The organism is Pseudomonas sp. RIT778 (genome assembly GCF_019718735.1).
GTDB lineage: Bacteria > Pseudomonadota > Gammaproteobacteria > Pseudomonadales > Pseudomonadaceae > Aquipseudomonas > Aquipseudomonas aphyarum.
Genome location: NZ_JAIHBA010000004.1, coordinates 24,665 through 44,638, shown reverse-complemented (window position 1 = coordinate 44,638; position 19,974 = coordinate 24,665). Strand labels below are relative to the sequence as shown.

The window sequence follows — 19,974 nt, the reverse complement described above, 5'->3', positions numbered from 1 at the left end:
GTAGCAATGAGTGGCAACTTCCTCGCTCTGGCACAGCCGGGCGTGCAACAACTTTCGCCATACGTGCCGGGCAAGCCCGTGGACGAACTGGCGCGCGAGCTGGACCTGGATCCGGCAAGCATCGTCAAGCTGGCGAGCAACGAAAACCCGTTGGGCGCGAGCCCGAAAGCGCTGGCCGCGATCCGCGAAGCGCTGGACGAGCTGACCCGTTATCCGGACGGCAACGGTTTTGCCCTGAAATCCCTGCTGGCCGAGCAATGCCGTGTCGAGCCGAACCAGGTGACCCTGGGCAACGGCTCCAACGATATTCTCGAACTGGTCGCGCGCGCCTATCTGGCGCCGGGCCTGAATGCCGTGTTCAGCGAGCACGCGTTCGCGGTCTACCCGATCGCGACCCAGGCGGTCGGCGCTCAGGCCAAGGTCGTTCCGGCCAAGGATTGGGGTCATGACCTGCCGGCGATGCTGGCGGCCATCGACGCCAACACCCGTGTCGTGTTCATCGCCAACCCGAACAACCCGACCGGCACCTGGTTCGGCGCCGAAGCGCTGGACGAGTTCCTGCAGGACGTGCCGGAGCATGTGCTGGTTGTTCTGGACGAGGCTTACATCGAATACGCCGAAGGCAGCGATCTGCCGGACGGTCTGGATTTCCTCGCGGCTTATCCGAACCTGCTGGTCTCGCGCACGTTCTCCAAGGCCTACGGTCTGGCGGCGCTGCGCGTTGGTTACGGCTTGTCCACCCCGGTGGTGGCGGACGTGCTGAACCGTGTACGCCAGCCGTTCAACGTCAACAGCCTGGCCTTGGCCGCGGCATGTGCGGCGCTGAAGGACGAGGAATATCTGGCGCAGAGCCGTCAGCTCAATGAATCCGGCATGCAACAGCTGGAAGCGGGTTTCCGCGAGCTGGGCCTGAGCTGGATTCCGTCCAAGGGCAACTTTATCTGTGTCGATCTCGGTCAGGTGGCGGCTCCGGTGTTCCAGGGCCTGCTGCGCGAAGGCGTGATCGTGCGTCCGGTGGCCAACTACGGCATGCCGAACCATCTGCGGGTGACCATCGGTCTGCCGGCGGAAAACAGCCGCTTCCTCGAAGCGCTGCGCAAGGTTCTGGCTCGTGGGTGATGTCACTGCGCTGCAATCTGCTGCACCTATGATCGGGCGCCTGGTGGTGGTCGGTCTGGGGTTGATCGGTGGTTCGTTTGCCAAAGGCTTGCGTGAAAGCGGCGTGTGCCGCGAAGTGGTCGGGGTCGATCTCGACCCGCAATCGCGCAAGCTGGCGGTCGAGTTGGGCGTGGTGGATCGCTGCGAAGACGACCTGGTGGCGGCTTGCCAGGGCGCGGACGTGATCCAGTTGGCGGTGCCGATCCTGGCCATGGAAAAAGTGCTGGCCCGTCTGGCCAGTATGGATCTGGGGCAGGCGATCCTGACGGATGTCGGCAGCGCCAAGGGCAATGTGGTGCGCGCGGCGACCGAAGCGTTCGGCGGCATGCCGGCGCGTTTCGTGCCGGGCCATCCGATTGCCGGCTCCGAGCAGAGCGGGGTGGAAGCCTCCAACTCGGAACTGTTCCGCCGTCATAAAGTGATTCTGACCCCGCTGGAGCAGACCGATCCGGCTGCCCTGGCGGTGGTTGATCGCTTGTGGCGCGAGCTGGGCGCCGACGTCGAGCACATGCAGGTCGAGCGTCACGATGAAGTGCTGGCCGCGACCAGTCATCTGCCGCACCTGCTGGCCTTCGGTCTGGTCGATTCGCTGGCCAAGCGCAATGAAAACCTTGAGATCTTCCGTTACGCTGCGGGCGGTTTCCGTGATTTCACAAGAATCGCCGGAAGCGACCCGGTCATGTGGCATGACATCTTTCTCGCCAACCGCGAGGCTGTCCTGCGCACACTCGATACATTTCGCAGCGACCTCGACGCCTTGCGCGACGCGGTCGATGCAGGGGATGGGCACCAATTGTTGGGCGTCTTCACGCGCGCCCGGGTTGCCCGCGAGCATTTCAGTAAAATCCTGGCCCGCAGGGCCTATGTGGACGCTATGAATTCCAACGATCTGATTTTCCTGGCTCAACCTGGTGGCCGCCTGTCCGGTCGGATTCGCGTACCGGGTGACAAATCGATTTCCCACCGTTCGATCATGCTCGGTTCCCTGGCTGAAGGCGTCACCGAAGTCGAAGGCTTCCTCGAGGGCGAAGATGCTCTGGCGACCTTGCAGGCGTTCCGCGACATGGGCGTGGTCATCGAAGGCCCGCATCACGGCCGTGTGACCATCCACGGTGTCGGTCTGCACGGTCTGAAGCCTGCGCCGGGCCCGATCTATCTGGGCAACTCCGGCACTTCGATGCGCCTGCTGTCCGGCCTGCTGGCCGCGCAGGACTTCGACAGCACCCTGACCGGTGATGCTTCGCTGTCCAAGCGCCCGATGAATCGCGTCGCCAACCCGCTGCGGGAAATGGGCGCCGTGATCGAAACCGCTGCCGAAGGTCGTCCACCGATGACCATTCGTGGCGGTCACAAGCTCAAAGGCCTGACCTACACGATGCCGATGGCCAGTGCTCAGGTTAAGTCCTGCCTGCTGCTGGCGGGTCTGTACGCCGAAGGCAAGACCACCGTTACCGAGCCAGCCCCGACTCGCGATCACACTGAGCGCATGCTGCGCGGCTTCGGCTACCCGGTGAGCGTCAACGGTGCCACGGCATCGGTTGAGTCCGGCGGCAAGCTGACCGCGACCCACATCGAAGTGCCGGGCGACATCTCGTCTTCGGCATTCTTCCTGGTGGCCGCGTCGATCGCCGAAGGTTCGGAGCTGGTGCTCGAACACGTCGGCATCAACCCGACCCGTACCGGCGTGATCGACATCCTGCGCCTGATGGGCGCCGACATCACTCTGGAAAACCAGCGTGAAGTGGGCGGCGAGCCGGTTGCCGACCTGCGTGTGCGAGCGGCTAAACTCAAGGGTATCGAGATTCCGGAAGCGCTGGTTCCACTGGCGATCGACGAATTCCCGGTGCTGTTCGTGGCCGCGGCCTGTGCCGAAGGGCGCACCGTGCTGACCGGCGCCGAAGAGCTGCGGGTCAAGGAGTCGGACCGTATCCAGGTCATGGCGGACGGTCTGCTGGCGCTGGGCGTCAAGTGCGAACCGACTCCGGACGGCATCATCATCGACGGCGGCCAGATCGGCGGCGGCGAAGTGCATGGTCATGGCGATCACCGCATCGCGATGGCTTTCAGCGTGGCCTCGCTGCGCGCCACGGCACCGATCCGCATCCATGACTGCGCCAACGTCGCGACATCGTTCCCGAACTTCCTGGCGCTGTGCGCACAGGTCGGCATTCGTGTGGCGCAAGAGGCTCAGTCGTGAACAACATTGCACCGGTCATCACCATCGATGGGCCAAGCGGCTCGGGCAAAGGCACCGTAGCCGGGATTCTGGCCAAGCGTCTGGGCTGGAACCTGCTGGATTCCGGTGCGCTGTATCGCCTTTTGGCGTTTGCTGCGCACAACCATGGTGTCGACCTGACCAATGAAGAGCTGCTGAAGAAACTGGCCGCTCATCTGGATGTGCAGTTCATCGCGGCGACCGACGGTCAACTGCAACGCATCATTCTGGAAGGTGACGAAGTCAGCGATGTCATCCGTACTGAAAGCGTCGGTTCCGGCGCTTCTCAGGTGGCTGCATTGCCGGCCGTGCGCGAGGCGCTGCTGCAGCGCCAGCGTGCTTTCCAGGAAACCCCGGGCCTGGTGGCCGATGGTCGGGACATGGGCACGGTGGTTTTTCCGAATGCGCCCCTGAAGATTTTCCTCACCGCCAGTGCCGAGGAGCGGGCTCGCCGTCGATATTTGCAGTTGAAGGGCAAAGTCGAGGGTGTTAGTCTGTCGAGTCTGCTAGATGAGATCCGTGCGCGCGACGAGCGTGATACCCAGCGAGCGGTGGCCCCGCTCAAGCCGGCGGCTGACGCCATACAGCTGGATTCCACGGAGTTGTCCATCGATCAGGTGCTGGAACGCATCATGAGCGAGATCGCCATTCGCGATATCGCCGGGTGACCAGGAAGGCCGCAGGGGACCAGTCATAGTCCTGCGGTGGCTTCCTTTAAATGAAACTGACCCGCATCGTCTGGGATGTGGAGACGGGCGTATTTTTCGCCCTAATCAACAGGAATTAAAATGAGCGAAAGCTTTGCGGAACTCTTTGAAGAAAGCCTAAAGACCCTGAACCTTCAGGCAGGCTCCATCATCACCGGTGTTATCGTTGATATCGATTACCAAGCTCGCTGGGTAACCGTTCACGCTGGCCTGAAGTCCGAAGCACTGATCCCTCTGGAGCAGTTCTACAACGACGCTGGCGAACTGAACATCAACGTCGGTGACGAAGTTCACGTTGCTCTGGACTCGGTTGAAGACGGTTTCGGTGAAACCAAGCTGTCCCGTGAAAAAGCCAAGCGCGCTGAATGCTGGATCGTTCTGGAAGCAGCCTTCGCAGCCGAGGAAGTGGTCAAGGGCGTTATCAACGGTAAGGTTAAAGGCGGCTTCACTGTCGACGTTAACGGCATCCGTGCGTTCCTGCCAGGTTCCCTGGTTGACGTCCGTCCAGTGCGCGACACCACGCACCTGGAAGGCAAAGAGCTGGAATTCAAGGTCATTAAGCTGGACCAGAAGCGCAACAACGTTGTCGTTTCCCGTCGCAGCGTCCTGGAAGCCGAGAACTCCGCCGAGCGTGAAGCTCTGCTGGAATCCCTGCAGGAAGGCCAGCAAGTCAAAGGTATCGTCAAAAACCTCACCGATTACGGCGCATTCGTCGATCTGGGTGGCGTGGACGGCCTGCTGCACATCACCGACATGGCGTGGAAGCGTATCAAGCACCCTTCCGAAATCGTCAATGTTGGCGACGAGATCGACGTCAAGGTTCTGAAATACGATCGCGAGCGCAATCGTGTTTCCCTGGGCCTGAAGCAACTGGGTGAAGATCCATGGGTTGCTATCAAAGCCCGTTACCCAGAAAGCACTCGCGTTACCGCCCGTGTAACCAACCTGACCGACTACGGCTGCTTCGCTGAGCTGGAAGAAGGCGTTGAAGGTCTGGTACACGTTTCGGAAATGGACTGGACCAACAAGAACATCCACCCTTCGAAAGTCGTACAAGTCGGCGACGAAGTGGAAGTCATGGTTCTGGACATCGACGAAGAGCGTCGTCGTATCTCCCTGGGCATCAAGCAGTGCAAGTCGAACCCATGGGAAGACTTCTCTGGCCAGTTCAACAAGGGCGACAAGATCTCCGGCACCATCAAGTCGATCACCGATTTCGGTATCTTCATTGGTCTGGACGGCGGCATCGACGGTCTGGTTCACCTGTCCGACATCTCCTGGAACGAAGTGGGCGAAGAAGCCGTGCGTCGTTTCAAGAAGGGCGACGAGCTGGACACCGTTATCCTGTCGGTTGACCCGGAGCGTGAGCGTATCTCCCTGGGTATCAAGCAACTGGAAAGCGATCCGTTCTCCGAGTACGTCTCGGTTAACGACAAAGGCGCAATCGTTACTGGCACCGTGAAAGAAGTTGACGCCAAAGGCGCCATCATCGTTCTGGCCGACGACATCGAAGCGACTCTGAAAGCCTCCGAAATCAGCCGTGACCGCGTTGAAGACGCGCGCAACGTTCTGAAAGAAGGCCAGCAAGTAGAAGCCAAGATCATCAGCGTTGATCGTAAGAGCCGCGTAATCCAGCTGTCGATCAAATCGAAAGACGATGCTGAAGAGAAAGAAGCCATCCAGAGCCTGAAAGCAGCTCCGGAAGGCGAAGCAGCCGACACCACCATGGCGGCACTGCTGCGTCAAGCAATGGCCAAACAGAACTGAGTTCTGTCTGATCATTAAAAAGGGCGACTTCGGTCGCCCTTTTTTGTGCCTGCGATTTGGTGGGTGTCGCGCTCTGGTTGTGCGAGTGAAACCATTCCCTTTGCCGGGTGGTCTGTTTCTTTAATCGGATCAATCGTCTATTCGCGTCTAGGCTTAGTCTGAAGATCGCAGTAGTCGGGCAGGCGCCTGGCATAAGGAAGTGAATGAGCAAATTTATAGTGTTTATAGGTGTCTTGATGTTGGCGGGCTGCACAACGAGCGCCAAGACCCATGCGGTGCGTGGAGTCAGTGGTATCGAGGTTGACTGTTCCGGCTTGGGTTCGGGCTGGGAGAAGTGTCAGAAGCGTGCCGCCAAGGAATGCAAGGGGGCGGGGTATAAGGTGGTCACGCGATCCGATGACGCCCGGGATGAGGATGAGTTTCCCTTTGGCTTCAATCCGGCAGGCTACGTCACCCGAACCATGTTGGTGATTTGTCGGTGAGTGAGCGTTGGCGGGCTTGTCGCCCGATGCCCTGAAAATGGGCGTTTCGGCGAGCGGAAAGATATGTCAAGCCCTGGGCTGTTCAAAATCTTCCGGGCGTGCTAAAACCTTTCAAGCGCTGATCTAGCTGCTTGAAAAAGAAGGGAAAAATATGACGAAGTCGGAGTTGATCGAACGAATTGTCACCCATCAGGGGCTGCTCTCATCCAAGGATGTGGAGCTGGCCATCAAGACCATGCTTGAGCAAATGTCCCAGTGTCTGGCCACGGGGGATCGTATCGAGATCCGTGGTTTTGGCAGCTTTTCCTTGCACTATCGTGCGCCGCGTGTCGGTCGTAATCCAAAGACCGGTCAGTCCGTCAGCCTTGATGGAAAATTCGTTCCGCATTTCAAGCCAGGCAAAGAGCTGCGAGATCGCGTGAATGAAGAAGAGGAGGAGGGGGTTTGACGGTCGCCGTTACGCGAGGAAGCCGCTCATGAGTAATCTCAAGCGCATTTTGTTTTCCGTTTTGATTCTATTGCTTGTATTGGCGATCCTTGCGTTCGTTCTCGAAAACCAGCAATCGGTCTCCCTGCTGTTTCTTGGTTGGGCAGGACCACAACTTCCGGTATCGGTGATTACGGTTGGTGCATTGCTGGTAGGTATGCTGATCGGGCCGTTTTTTGGCTGGTTTCTGGGACGTTCGTCCAGAGCTTCACGCAAGCGTGTAGTGTGATAACGGCAGGCGCAGGGCGTCTGTCGAAATTGCGTCCTTACCTGTCTATATCCATTAGTAAAAGATTCATTAAGCTGTAAAATGCGTCCCTTGTTCGATAGTGGCATATTCCCACATCGATTTAGACTGACTCTGACGGAAGCCACAGGTTTGATGGCTTCTGCATTCATGGATTAGGCAGTGCTCGTTGGTGACACTGTCCGCAGCTCAAGGGTATGGTTTCGCGTGAAAATTCTAGTTACCGGCGGCGCCGGCTTCATCGGCTCAGCAGTCATCCGTCACATAATTTCCAATACCAACGACGCAGTGATCAACGTCGACAAGCTGACGTATGCCGGTAACCTCGAGTCGCTGGCCGAGGTTAGCGGTAATTCACGCTATGCATTCGAGCGCGTCGATATCTGTGATCGTGACCAGATCGACCGTGTTTTGCGTGAGCACCAACCAGATGCCATCATGCATCTGGCCGCAGAGTCTCACGTCGATCGCTCGATTACCGGTCCGTCCGAGTTCATTCAGACGAACATTATCGGCACTTACACTCTGCTGGAAGCTGCTCGCCATTATTGGGCGCAATTGGATGGTGCGCGCAAAGCCAACTTCCGTTTCCATCATATTTCGACCGATGAAGTTTACGGTGACCTTGAAGGCCCTGAAGACCTCTTTACCGAAACCACACCTTATCAGCCAAGCTCGCCTTATTCGGCCAGCAAAGCCAGCTCCGATCACCTCGTTCGCGCCTGGGCTCGCACTTATGGCCTGCCGACATTGGTTACCAATTGCTCGAACAACTACGGCCCGTGCCACTTCCCTGAGAAATTGATTCCATTGATCATTCTCAATGCACTGGAAGGCAAGCCCTTGCCGGTTTACGGCAAAGGCAATCAGGTTCGCGACTGGCTGTATGTCGAAGACCACGCCCGTGCGTTGTACAAAGTTGTGACCGAAGGTGTGGTTGGTGAGACATACAACATCGGCGGTCATAACGAAAAACAGAACATTGAAGTCGTGAACACGCTTTGTGCACTACTCGATGAATTGCGTCCAGACTCCGCTCATCGTCCTCATTCGAGCCTGATCACCTACGTTCAGGATCGTCCCGGTCATGACCAGCGTTATGCAATCGATGCGAGCAAAATCCAGCGAGACCTGGGTTGGACTCCGGAAGAAACATTCGAAACCGGCATCCGCAAGACTGTCGAGTGGTATTTGAGCAATACCCAATGGGTAGAGCATGTGAAGAGTGGCAGCTACCAGCAATGGATCGACCAGAACTACGCAGGTCGCTCGAACAAAGCATGAAAATCCTACTTTTAGGAAAAAACGGCCAAGTGGGCTGGGAGCTGCAGCGCTCCCTTGCTCCAATTGGTGAGTTGATTGCATTGGATCGTCACTCGGTGAGCGGGCTAAGCGGCGACTTGTCCGACCTTGAAGGCTTGCGCGCAACGATTCGTCAGTGCGCACCCGATATCATCGTCAATGCTGCGGCGTACACCGCGGTCGACAAAGCTGAATCTGAAAAAGAGTTGGCTGAGCGCGTAAATGGTTTGGCGAGTCGAGTGATGGCTGAAGAGGCTGCCGCTTCCGGTGCCTGGCTGATTCACTATTCGACAGATTACGTCTTTAGTGGCGAGGGCTCCGTGCCATGGCAGGAGACTGATGCTGTTGCGCCAGTCAATTACTATGGTTTCAGCAAGCTCGCTGGCGAACAGGCGATTATCGCATCTGGCTGCAAATATCTGATTTTTCGCACAAGTTGGGTATATGGCGCTCGCGGCAATAATTTTGCGAAGACTATGCTGCGTCTGGCGAAAGATCGCGGAACGCTCAATATTATCGCTGACCAGATCGGCGCCCCTACTGGTGCGGATTTGATTGCCGATGTGACGGCGTTAGCTATTCAGCAAGTTCTTAAGCGCCCGGAATTAGCAGGTCTCTATCACTTGGCCGCTGCCGGAGAAGTGTCCTGGCATGGTTATGCCAGTCACGTGATTGAGTTTGCCAAGGCGCAAGGTGAAGAGTTGGCGGTAACAGCCATTAACCCAATCGATACAACCGCCTATCCAACGCCGGCGAGCCGACCGCTGAATTCGCGTTTGAATACTCGCAAGCTGCGCGACAATTTTTCTCTACACTTGCCGGATTGGCAAAGTGGTGTAACCCGAATGCTTAGGGAAGTTCTGAACAAATGATCACGACAAATCGTAAAGGCATCATCCTCGCCGGTGGCTCGGGCACGCGCCTGCACCCGTTGACCCTCGGTGTGTCCAAACAAATGCTGCCGATCTACGACAAACCGATGATTTTTTATCCGCTGTCCGTTTTGATGCTGGCGGGTATGCGAGAAATCCTGATCATTTCCACGCCGGAAGATTTGCCGTGCTTCCGTAAACTGCTGGGTGATGGAAGCCTGTACGGGATCAAGCTCACTTATGCCGAGCAGCCAAGCCCGGACGGCCTGGCTCAGGCGTTCATTATTGGTGAAGAGTTCATCGGTCAGGATCCATGCTGTCTGATTCTGGGGGACAACATCTTCTACGGTCAGCATTTCTCGGATAATTTGCGCTCCGCCAGTACCCAACAAAAGGGCGCAACCGTATTTGGCTACCACGTCTCCGATCCTGAACGCTTTGGTGTCGTCGAGTTTGATAAAAGTGGCAAGGCTTTGAGTATCGAAGAGAAGCCGCTGAAGCCAAAATCGAACTATGCGGTCACCGGTCTGTATTTCTACGATAACGATGTGGTCGAGATCGCCAAGAGCATCAAGCCCTCCGAGCGTGGCGAGCTGGAAATCACCGACGTCAACCGTGCGTATCTGGAGCGCCAGACCCTGAGCGTGGAAATGCTCGGTCGCGGTTTTGCCTGGCTGGATACCGGTACTCACGACTCACTGCTTGAAGCCAGTCACTTCGTTCACACGATCGAACAGCGTCAGGGTCTGAAAGTGGCGTGTCTGGAAGAGATCGCCTATCACAATGGCTGGATTTCTGCCGAGCAGCTTAACGCACAAGCGCAAGCACTGAAGAAGACGGGTTACGGTCAATACCTTCAGAAGTTGCTGGACTCGCCGTCTGCCTGATCGAAAGTTCTGACTTTCGCAACGCTATGTTTATCGCTGCAAGCAGGAATGGCATGCCAGTAGAACATCCCAAGGTTGCGATTTTGCTGGCCGCCTACAATGGCATGCAGTGGATCGAGGAGCAGTTGGCCTCGATCCTCGGTCAGGCAGCTGTCGACGTAACCGTTTATATAAGTATTGATCCCTCCAATGACGGTACCGAGGCATGGTGCGCCGATTATGCTGCGCAGCATCCGAACGTAATCGTCTTGCCCGACGCCGGTGCGTTTGGTGGGGCCTCCCGCAACTTCTTCCGTTTGATTCGAGATGTTGATCTTGAAGGCTACGATTTCATCGCTTTTGCTGATCAGGATGACGTCTGGTATCTGGACAAGATCGAGCGCGCTATCCGGTCGATCAAATCTCTTGGCGTGGATGCTTACTCGAGTAACGTAGTTGCGTTCTGGCCTGATGGTCGTAACCAGGTACTGGACAAGGCCCAGCCGCAAACCCGCTGGGACTTTCTCTTTGAGGCTGCCGGACCGGGCTGTACGTATGTCATGAGCAAAAGGATGATGCAGTTGCTGAAGGGCTCATTGTTCAAACATTGGGATGCCTTACAACAGGTCAGTCTGCATGACTGGTATTGCTATGCGTTCGCACGCAGTCGTGGTTTGCGCTGGTTCATTGATCCGCAGCCATCCATGTGTTATCGCCAGCACGAAAGTAATCAGATCGGGGCCAATACCGGTATAAATCCACTGATTGCGCGTTATAAAACTATCCATGACGGTTGGTGGTTTTCTCAGATTCGAATGATTGCGCAGTTGGTGGGTCTCGCCGATGATCCATTCGTCCGGCAATGGCTACCTTTGGGCCGTCGACAATTATTGCGACTGTCGTTAACAGCCGGTGAATGTCGTCGTCGAACCAGGGACAAGCTGTTCTTTTTCTTTATTTGTTGCGCGACTGCCGTGATCGGGAAGAAAACCAAATGAAAGGTGCTCGGGTATTGGTAACCGGGGCGACGGGGTTTGTCGGCGAGGCCGTGGTGTTCCGCCTGCTTCTCGACAAGATCTACACACCAGTTGCGGCTGCGCGTGGCGAAACTCGGTTGAGTGGTTTGTGTGATGTCGTGTCTTTTGATTTGGATGAGCGCGTTTTATTGCCGCCATTGAATAATGTTCAGACGGTGATTCATTGTGCGGCCAGGGTTCATGTAATGAACGAGGGGGAGGCTGATCCGCTTGCCATGTTTCGGCAAATGAATGTGCAGGGCACTGCGCGGCTGGCCCGTCATGCGGCAGCGTCCGGGGTGAAGCGCTTCATCTTTGTCAGTTCGATCAAGGTCAATGGCGAAGAGTCACCCGCCGGGAGGCCCTTTACCGCAGCCGATATTCCCGCGCCTGTTGATCCTTACGGTATTTCCAAGTGCGAGGCAGAGGAAGTCGTGCGTCAAATCGCACTGGAAACCGCAATGGAGTTGGTGATTATTCGACCGCCTCTGGTGTACGGGCCGGGTGTCAAAGCCAACTTTCTAAGTATGATGCGCTGGTTGCAAAAAGGATTGCCACTGCCATTGGGGGCATTGGGCAATCGCCGCAGCCTGGTGGCAATCAGTAATCTGGTGGATCTTTTGGTGACCTGCATCGATCATCCAAAAGCAGCCAATCAAACGTTTCTGGTAAGTGATGGCGAAGATCTTTCGACCACTCAATTGCTTCAAAGGATGGCGAGTGCCCTGACTGTCCGAGCGCGATTGTTGCCCGTGCCTCCGTTTGTTCTGCGCCTTGGGGCGGCTTTATTGGGTAGGAGAGCCTTGGCTCAACGACTCTGCGGCTCGTTACAGGTCGATATGGAAAAGACGCGCACAGTGCTGGAGTGGACGCCGCCCGTCAGCGTGAGCCAGGCACTTCAGGCCACTGCCAACCATTTTCGGGAGCGCTAAACGGGTCGGTATTTTTTGTGGATGTCACTTTTCCGCTAAGGCTTGCTCGATAAAGCATGGCCATTGATCTGACCCTCGAAGAATTGGCAGATTGCCACCCTTTTGCCAATTAGGGCGCCTTGATACCCTACGCAGCCCAAATCAGTACGCCTTGGCAGGATTTTTCCGGCTCAAGGCAACATTCAGATTACTCTTTTCATACCATGACCACCGCCTTGTGCTGTTGAAGGTGGTGATGTCACTGGGCTATCAAATTGGTATGACTTATAATGGCAAATTTTTCGCTGTCGGGAGCGGTCCATGAGAGGGGCATGTGATTTTCATGCTGCCAAGGCTGTACCTCTTGATGTTGAGCGAAACGACATCGTCATTATTTTATCTTCAATGCAATGGAGTGCTCGGTGGTAGCCCCTCTTCCACAATTTGATCAGACAGGCGAGCAGCCTGGCAGCGGTTCTGACGTTGGTATTCACGGTCATGAAACGCAACCGGCCCGCGTGACGATTCTGATGTGTACCTACAACGGTGAGCGCTTTCTCGCACAACAACTGGATTCGATAGCTCGCCAGAGTTATCGCGAATGGACCGTCGTTGTTTCTGATGACGGTTCTACCGACGCGACACTGGATATTCTGCGCCAGTACAGCTCGATCTGGGGAGAAGGCCGACTGACCATTCTGCAAGGGCCCAAGCGAGGGTTTGCGGCTAACTTCATGTCCGTTGCCTGCGATGCGCCCGTGCAATCGCAATTTTATGCATGGGCCGACCAGGACGATATCTGGCAAGCCAATAAACTTGAGTCTGCCGTAAAGGTATTGGAGGCGCTGCCGTCCGGTCTTCCGGCGTTGTATTGCGCCCGGACCGAGTTGATTGGTGACTCGGGAACGGTCATCGGTCGCTCGCCACTATTTTCTCGCCCCGCCAGTTTTGCCAATGCACTGGTACAAAGTCTGGCCGGGGGCAATACCATGGTATTCAATCATTTGGCTCGGGACGTGCTCTGTCATGCCGGCAGCCAAGTGGATATCGTTTCCCATGACTGGTGGGCCTATCTCCTGATTACCGCGGTGGGTGGCAAGGTCGTCTATGACGCCTCGCCTTCCATTCTGTACAGGCAGCATGAAGCGAATCTGATTGGCGCCAACTCTGGAGTGCGCGCACGGATCATGCGCTTGCGGATGATGTCTACGGGTCGCTTTCGTGACTGGAATGACAAAAATATCGCTGCACTTGAAACGGTTCGCTCACGCTTGAGTGCAGACAGCCTGCAGACCTTTGAGCAATTCAAGAAAGCCCGTGATTCAAAAGGATTCGGCCGTTTCGTCTGGCTCTACCGCGCGAAGGTCTATCGGCAGACGTGTTTGGGTAATCTTGGGCTGATGCTGGCCGCGGTGCTCAACAGAATTTGATGCCATCATCGTGCAGGGCGGGACGTGAAAATTGCTCCGTGGCGTCCTCCCGGTATCTCAACAAGAGAGTTTTTGTATGAAGTCTGTCTCCCTCGATTTATCTCAGGTGTGTGCATAATGCTTAATTTTTCCACGTCGCCAAAGGAAATGGTCAGCAGTTTCTGGCGTAATCGGAGCCTGATCGCGGCGCTTGTACAGCGAGAAGTCGTTGGGCGTTACCGTGGATCGTTCATGGGGATTCTCTGGTCGTTTTTTAACCCCGTGTTCATGTTGGTTGTCTACACCTTTGTCTTTAGCGTCGTTTTCAAGGCACGCTGGAGCGGCGGAAGTGACTCGAAAACCGAGTTTGCACTTATTCTGTTTGCGGGACTTATCGTCTTCAACTTTTTTGCGGAGTGTTTCAATCGAAGCCCGACGCTGATTCTCTCGAACGCCAACTATGTGAAGAAAGTTGTGTTTCCATTGGAGATCCTTCCCTGGATCACAGTCGGTTCGGCGCTCTTTCATATGGTGATCAGCCTGACTGTGTGGCTGCTGGCCTATTTGATACTGTTTGGCACGCCGCACCTGACCGTCCTGTTGTTCCCGTTGATTATCCTGCCGTTGATGCTGATGATCATGGGTTTGACGTGGGCCTTGGCGTCGCTCGGCGTCTACTTGAGAGATGTCGCGCAATTCATCGGCATCCTGACCACCGTCCTGATGTTTCTGTCGCCTATTTTTTACCCTGCCAGTGCGCTACCTGAGAAGTATCAACATCTACTGATGCTCAATCCGCTGACGCCTGCAATCGAGTACGCCCGGGACATTCTGTTTTGGGGAAAGCTGCCTGACTTTACCGTATTGGGCATTTATCTCGCCGGCTCGGCGTTGATTGCGTGGCTTGGATTCGCCTGGTTTCAGAAAACACGAAAAGGATTCGCCGATGTCATCTGAGGTCGCTATCAAAGTTCAAAATCTCAGTAAGTGCTATGAGATTTACGACAAACCGCGCGACAGACTGCTTCAGATGCTTAGTCGCGGGAAGAAAAAATATTGCCGTGAGTTCTGGGCGCTACGCGACGTTTCCTTCGAAATTCGCAAAGGCGAAACGGTCGGTATCGTTGGTCGCAACGGCAGTGGCAAGTCCACCTTGCTGCAAATTCTTTGCGGTACGTTGAATCCAACCAGTGGTACGGTTGAAACCCATGGCCGGATCGCTGCATTGCTCGAACTGGGCTCCGGATTCAATCCCGAGTTCACTGGACGCGAGAACGTCTACCTGAACGCCTCGATTCTGGGTTTGAGCAAAGAAGAAATCGACGCAAGATATGACGCGATCATCGAATTCGCGGACATTGGCGATTTCATCAATCAACCGGTCAAGACATATTCGAGCGGTATGTTGGTGCGACTGGCGTTTTCCGTTCAGGCGCAAGTAGAGCCCGATATTCTTATTGTCGATGAAGCGCTGGCAGTGGGGGATGCAAAATTTCAGGCCCGTTGCTTTGATCGGTTGAAAAAGCTCAAGGAAAACGGCACGAGCATTCTGCTGGTAACGCACTCCAGCGAACAAATCGTTACGCACTGTGACCACGCCTTTCTTTTGAACAACGGTGTGCAGCTCGCTGAAGGCGAGCCGCGCATGGTCGTCAACCGTTACCTTGATTTGTTGTTCGGCAAGACTCAGCAATCGACCTCTGTCGAAAGTGCAGAAGCGTCTGACGAGTTGGCAGCGTATCAAACGCCTGAAGGCGGCCTCGATGTATTTGAAACGCATCCGAACTACAACCCGAACGAATATCGTTGGGGTGACAGATCGGCCACTATCATCGACTTCCACCTGAGCGCAGGAGGGCTTGAGTACCCCATTGCCCTGGACACTGGCGTGCAGATCAAACTATCGGTATTTGTACGTTTTGATACTGATCTGGTGTGTCCGATTCTCGGGATGACGATCAAGACCAAAGAGGGCGTTACCCTCTATGGCGTAAATAGTGAAACGCTGGATTGCCTGGAATTCAGAACGTGCGGGCGCAAGGGCGAGATCGTCGAAGTTGAGGTACTTATATCTTGTGATCTGGCCCCAGGTGACTACTTCATTTCTGTCGGAGTGTCGACCAAAGATGGAGAAGAGGTTACTCCCCGTGACAGGCGTTATGATTCGATCCACTTCCAGGTTCGTCCGACTGACAAATTTTTTGGGCTTGTAAATCTGGACTCCAGCATTCGTGCCAAGAAGGTTTCAAATTGAATATTTTATTGAAACAAGCGGGCTATCAGCTTAATGACGAGCTCAACATCTGGTCGAGGCCGGATTATTCGAGCATCAACTACAGCGATGGTGATAGCACCGAACTGCGCATAAAATTCTTGATCGATCAGGCCAGTGACGTCAGTGTTTTTTCTGATGAGCTGCGAAGATCGTGCACCGATTGGCCATCGCTTTATTACCTCTCAAGTACCCGTTCGAACTTGTTGCGGGTGTTCGATGCCGATCTGCGTGGCGATGTGCTCGAGATCGGTGCCGGTTGTGGTGCAATTACCCGGTATTTAGGTGAGCAGGGCGGCAGAGTGCTGGCGCTGGAAGGTAGCTCGCGTCGCGCCAGCATCGCCCGTGCACGCACCCGAGACTTGCCAAACGTCTCGGTTCTGGCTGAGTCGTTCGAGAATTTCAGCATTGATACCCAATTCGATGTCATCACCCTGATCGGCGTTTTTGAGTATGCCAACCTGTTCGTATCGGGTGATAACCCGGGTGCGAGAATGCTTGAGAAAGTTCGCTCACTGCTTAAACCTGACGGTTTGCTCATCATCGCGATCGAAAATCAGCTCGGCTTGAAATATTTCGCCGGAGCGCCTGAAGATCACGTGACGACGCCGATGTACGGTGTCGAGGGGCGCTATAACAGCGCTACCGTGCAGACCTACGGGAAAAAAGCTCTCGCGTCGTTGTTGGCGACAGCCGGGTTTACCTCGAGTGAGTTCTTTGCGCCATTTCCCGATTACAAGTTGCCCGTTTCGATCATCACCGAACAGGGGTTCAAAGATCCTGATTTCGATGCCAGTGCATTCGCATCGCAAAGTGTACAGAGAGATCCGCAATTGCCGGATCTGTGCACCTTCTCACTGGAATTAGCCTGGTCGCAGATTTTCAGGAACGGCTTGGGCATGGACATGTCCAACTCCTTTCTTGTAGGTGCTTCGCCGGTCTCGCGCAGCGCAGTCGACCCGCAGACCCTGGCGTATCATTACAGTTGCGATCGACGCTCGATGTACTGCAAACGTTCGGAATTTCGTCGCGATTCCGAAGATGCGATCAATGTGCATTACCAAAAACTCGGAAAGACTATCGATGAGGGTGAAGGGCAATCGCTCGTCGCTTTTAATCTTGCTGCGTCCGAGCCTTACATCAATGGTTATGTGCTTGGCACTAAGCTGATCGATATAGTCAATGCCGAGGGCTGGACTTACGCAGGTATCGGCGTCTTCCTCAAAAATTATCTGAGCATGCTAAACGTGCTCTGTGATAACGCCGAGAGCCAGCCGGGTGAGGTGTCGGGAGCGTTGATCGATGCGGTCCCGCAAAATATTGTGATTGATCTGGACGGTCGTCCGCAGTTGATCGACAAAGAGTGGACACTCAACACGAATGTTCGCTACGAGTACCTGCTGTTCAAAGCGCTAACGCAGTTGCTGGGTTCGATTACCCGTATCAGCAAGGGGGCAGAGGCTGGCCCGGTTACACGCAAAGACTTTGTGTTCCGAGCTTGCGAAGCCGCCGGGTACCCACTTTGCGAAGAAGATGTGGAAGAGTTTCTGGCCATCGAGGCGCAGATTCAGAATGCGATTAACGGCCGAAGCCCGAGTGAATTTACGGCGTGGGGCGAAGATCGATTGATTGTCGAAGACAATCTGTTTTCTGCTTTCAGCAGTTCGCAGATTGCATTGGCTCAAACCCGTGAAGCGCTTGCAAGCGCTGTCACTGACGCCAGGCAGAAAATCGAAACGCTGAGTGCAAAACTGGACCAACGTGAAGCTGACTATAATCAAGTCATTAACTCCAACTCTTGGTTCATCACTAAACCTGTACGCTTCCTTGTGCGCTCGTTGCGGCAGGGGAAAGGCGTGTTGCGCAGCAAAGTGGAGACTTCCAAGCAGGCGCTGACGGCCTATCTGCGCGGCCAGGAAGCCAATCTGCCACAGCCGGTTGACGACGTAATTGAAGCGCCTGTCGCGCGGACTCGCTCGGTCAGCGTCATTCTGCCAATCTATAAAAATGTCGAAATGACTCGTCGCTGCATCCTTGCCGCGATGCCAGGGATTATTGCTTTCGACTCCAAACTGGTCGCGATCAATGATGCGAGCCCAGATGCAGGCATGCAGGCCATGTTGATCGAATTGCAAATGCAATGGCCGCAGGTGATGACCGTTCTCGAAAACGAAGTCAATCTTGGCTTTGTCAAAACCGTCAATCGCGGCATGCGCCATGCCAGCCAGGACGATATCGTTTTCCTTAACAGTGATGTCATCGTGCCTGTTGACTGGCTGGAGCGGCTGACCGCTGAGGCTTACATCGCGCCAAACATCGGTACCGTTACACCGTTTTCCAACAACGCGACTATTTGTAGCTTCCCGGCGTTTCTTTACGAAAACCAGCCAGCCTTTGGTTTAAGCGTCGAGCAGATCGATGCTGTGTTTTCCGGCCCGCGTTTGCCGGTCAGCCAGGCACCGACAGGTGTAGGTTTCTGCATGTACATTCGCCGCGATTGTCTGGATGTCGTGGGGCTGCTGAACGAGGAAAAGTTCGGCAAGGGTTATGGTGAAGAGAACGATCTGTGCCAGCGCGGGCTGAAAGCCGGTTGGCTCAACATCGTGACCCCTAACCTGTATGCATTTCATGAGGGCGGGGTCAGTTTCTCCTCTTCCAAGCAGGCGTTGACCGAGCATGCAACCAAGGTCATCACCGAGCTGCATCCGGATTATCACTTGGATATCCAGAGGTTCATCGCAGCTGATCCGCTGAAAGCAGTACGGGTAAAACGTCTTGCGCAATTGATCGCATCGTTGGACCGGCCAAAGGTCTTGCACATTTCGCATGAGGCTGGAGGCGGTGTGCAGCAGCATCTGGACGAGTTGGCAGACGCTCTTGAGTCCGATGTTTGCTGCCTGTTCCTGGCGCCTCGTCGTGGCCAGTCCGCCGTTACTTTACGGATGGGGAGTTTTCCGGGGGCCGACGAGCTTCTTTTCCAGTTGCCGGAAGAGCACAACCTTTTGGTCGAGTTCTTGAAGGGCTGTGGTGTCGGCTTCGTGCACTTCCATCACACGCTCGGTCTGAATTCGCAACTGGTTCAATTGCCCGCTGAGTTGGGCGCTGAATATGCATTGACGGTTCATGATTATTACTGGCTATGCGGCAACCCTACACTGACCGATGCGCAGGGCGTTTATCCAGGCAGTTATGCCGACGACATCGTCAATCCTGACTTCCCTCTGCCGGATGGTGTATCGCCGGCACAATGGCGTGAGCAATTGCGCGGCTTTATCGACGGGGCGAAAGCGGTAATTTTCCCTTCGGCGTACACCCTCGCCAATTATCGACTCAACTTCGAGTTGCGTAACGCTGTCGTTGCAGGTCACGTAGAGCACAAACGCAATATTGGGCAGGGTGTCGCGGCGGTCGCGCAAAAGATCCGCTACAACGTGGGCGTTATCGGTGCTCTTGGTAAAGAAAAGGGTGCCGATTATCTGGAGCAAGTGGCGGAGGCGGCAGCGACGGTCAATGCACCAATCAACTTCCGGCTGGTCGGTTTCGGCTACAGAGAGTTGGGCGGTGTCCTGACTACAGGTCGTTACGATGCCAGTGAGCTGTCTTCCCTAATGGCCGCAAATGAGTTTGATGTCGTCCTGTTTCCAAGTCAGTGCCCGGAAACCTACAGCTATACCCTCAGCTATGCGCTGGAAGCCGGGTTGCCAATTATTGCGCCAAACATTGGGGCATTCCCGGAACGATTGTCCGGACGTGAAAACACTCTTGTTTATGATTATGGGCTTGAGCCAGCCGAGTTGATGCGGCGAATCAGCGAGTTTGTGAAAAGGCTCGCTGCCGGTGAGCAGTTGACTGCGCCTGTCGTGGACACCCACCTGCAGCAGCCAGCGTTTTATAGCGTTGATTACCCGGCCTTATGCGGCGTCGGCAGTGATAAGCACAGCAAACCAAAAACCGGTTTCGAACTGCCGAAATTCTCGGCCCCGACAACTGTGTATGAGGCGCCGCTGACGACTAAGGAAATCGCGCTATTGGCCATCTGGACGCTTTACCGCCATCCGCGCATGGAGCGCATCAGCCATGCGGTGCCTTACTCACTACGGCAAAAAATCAAACGCGTGCTGAGCAAGCGTCCGCTGCATGAGATCGTGGATGTGAACAAAAACTGATGCAGTGCGCCCGCCTGGCTTATCGAACCTCATGATCGGCCAGGCGGGCGCAATGGTTTTTGTTTGCCAGTGACGAATGCTGGCTTTTATTTGGAGC

General features: G+C 55.3%; 16 protein-coding genes. All 16 read left to right on the top strand.

Annotated features, from left to right (window positions below; all coding sequences use genetic code 11):
* The first annotated feature begins 6 nt into the window (after positions 1 to 6).
* Positions 7 to 1,119 carry a histidinol-phosphate transaminase gene (gene hisC, locus K5E37_RS03315; RefSeq protein WP_221533138.1) on the top strand — a complete coding sequence of 371 codons (1,113 nt, stop codon included), beginning with the start codon at positions 7 to 9 and terminating at the stop codon, positions 1,117 to 1,119.
* A gap of 28 nt (positions 1,120 to 1,147) precedes the next feature.
* Positions 1,148 to 3,355, top strand: coding sequence for a bifunctional prephenate dehydrogenase/3-phosphoshikimate 1-carboxyvinyltransferase (locus K5E37_RS03310; protein ID WP_258713625.1), 2,208 nt, complete (start codon positions 1,148 to 1,150; stop codon positions 3,353 to 3,355).
* Positions 3,352 to 4,041 (top strand): (d)CMP kinase, encoded by a 690-nt coding sequence (gene cmk / locus K5E37_RS03305; protein WP_007950916.1) that lies wholly within the window; start codon positions 3,352 to 3,354, stop codon positions 4,039 to 4,041. Before K5E37_RS03310 ends, cmk begins: the two co-directional genes overlap by 4 nt.
* Positions 4,042 to 4,161: 120 nt before the next feature.
* Positions 4,162 to 5,847, top strand: coding sequence for a 30S ribosomal protein S1 (gene rpsA, locus K5E37_RS03300; protein ID WP_007950918.1), 1,686 nt, complete (start codon positions 4,162 to 4,164; stop codon positions 5,845 to 5,847).
* Between the two features lie 203 nt (positions 5,848 to 6,050).
* The gene (locus tag K5E37_RS03295; RefSeq protein ID WP_007950919.1) at positions 6,051 to 6,329 is read left to right on the top strand and encodes a hypothetical protein; all 279 of its coding nucleotides are present in this window, start codon (positions 6,051 to 6,053) and stop codon (positions 6,327 to 6,329) included.
* A gap of 151 nt (positions 6,330 to 6,480) precedes the next feature.
* Positions 6,481 to 6,777, top strand: a complete 297-nt coding sequence (gene ihfB / locus K5E37_RS03290; RefSeq protein ID WP_003189779.1) for an integration host factor subunit beta — start codon at positions 6,481 to 6,483, stop codon at positions 6,775 to 6,777.
* Between the two features lie 28 nt (positions 6,778 to 6,805).
* Entirely contained in the window at positions 6,806 to 7,045 is a 240-nt protein-coding gene (locus tag K5E37_RS03285; RefSeq protein WP_085607232.1) for a LapA family protein, read from the top strand.
* 225 nt (positions 7,046 to 7,270) lie between these two features.
* Entirely contained in the window at positions 7,271 to 8,347 is a 1,077-nt protein-coding gene (gene rfbB / locus K5E37_RS03280; protein WP_170929391.1) for a dTDP-glucose 4,6-dehydratase, read from the top strand.
* Entirely contained in the window at positions 8,344 to 9,237 is an 894-nt protein-coding gene (gene rfbD, locus K5E37_RS03275) for a dTDP-4-dehydrorhamnose reductase (RefSeq protein ID WP_085607228.1), read from the top strand. The genes rfbB and rfbD overlap by 4 nt, the downstream gene beginning before the upstream one ends.
* Positions 9,234 to 10,124, top strand: coding sequence for a glucose-1-phosphate thymidylyltransferase RfbA (gene rfbA / locus K5E37_RS03270; RefSeq protein WP_085607226.1), 891 nt, complete (start codon positions 9,234 to 9,236; stop codon positions 10,122 to 10,124). The genes rfbD and rfbA overlap by 4 nt, the downstream gene beginning before the upstream one ends.
* Positions 10,125 to 10,177: 53 nt before the next feature.
* On the top strand, positions 10,178 to 11,101 hold the full coding sequence (locus tag K5E37_RS03265) for a glycosyltransferase (protein WP_085607224.1): 924 nt from the start codon (positions 10,178 to 10,180) through the stop codon (positions 11,099 to 11,101).
* Positions 11,098 to 12,051: an SDR family oxidoreductase gene (locus K5E37_RS03260; RefSeq protein ID WP_085607222.1), complete on the top strand. Its 954-nt coding sequence runs from the start codon at positions 11,098 to 11,100 to the stop codon at positions 12,049 to 12,051. The genes K5E37_RS03265 and K5E37_RS03260 overlap by 4 nt, the downstream gene beginning before the upstream one ends.
* A 401-nt stretch (positions 12,052 to 12,452) precedes the next feature.
* Entirely contained in the window at positions 12,453 to 13,460 is a 1,008-nt protein-coding gene (locus K5E37_RS03255) for a glycosyltransferase family 2 protein (protein ID WP_256578481.1), read from the top strand.
* Positions 13,461 to 13,577: 117 nt separating this feature from the next.
* Positions 13,578 to 14,396, top strand: a complete 819-nt coding sequence (locus tag K5E37_RS03250) for an ABC transporter permease (RefSeq protein WP_085607218.1) — start codon at positions 13,578 to 13,580, stop codon at positions 14,394 to 14,396.
* The gene (locus K5E37_RS03245; RefSeq protein WP_221533136.1) at positions 14,386 to 15,693 is read left to right on the top strand and encodes an ABC transporter ATP-binding protein; all 1,308 of its coding nucleotides are present in this window, start codon (positions 14,386 to 14,388) and stop codon (positions 15,691 to 15,693) included. The genes K5E37_RS03250 and K5E37_RS03245 overlap by 11 nt, the downstream gene beginning before the upstream one ends.
* Positions 15,690 to 19,877 (top strand): methyltransferase, encoded by a 4,188-nt coding sequence (locus K5E37_RS03240; RefSeq protein WP_221533135.1) that lies wholly within the window; start codon positions 15,690 to 15,692, stop codon positions 19,875 to 19,877. The genes K5E37_RS03245 and K5E37_RS03240 overlap by 4 nt, the downstream gene beginning before the upstream one ends.
* Positions 19,878 to 19,974: the final 97 nt, after the last annotated feature.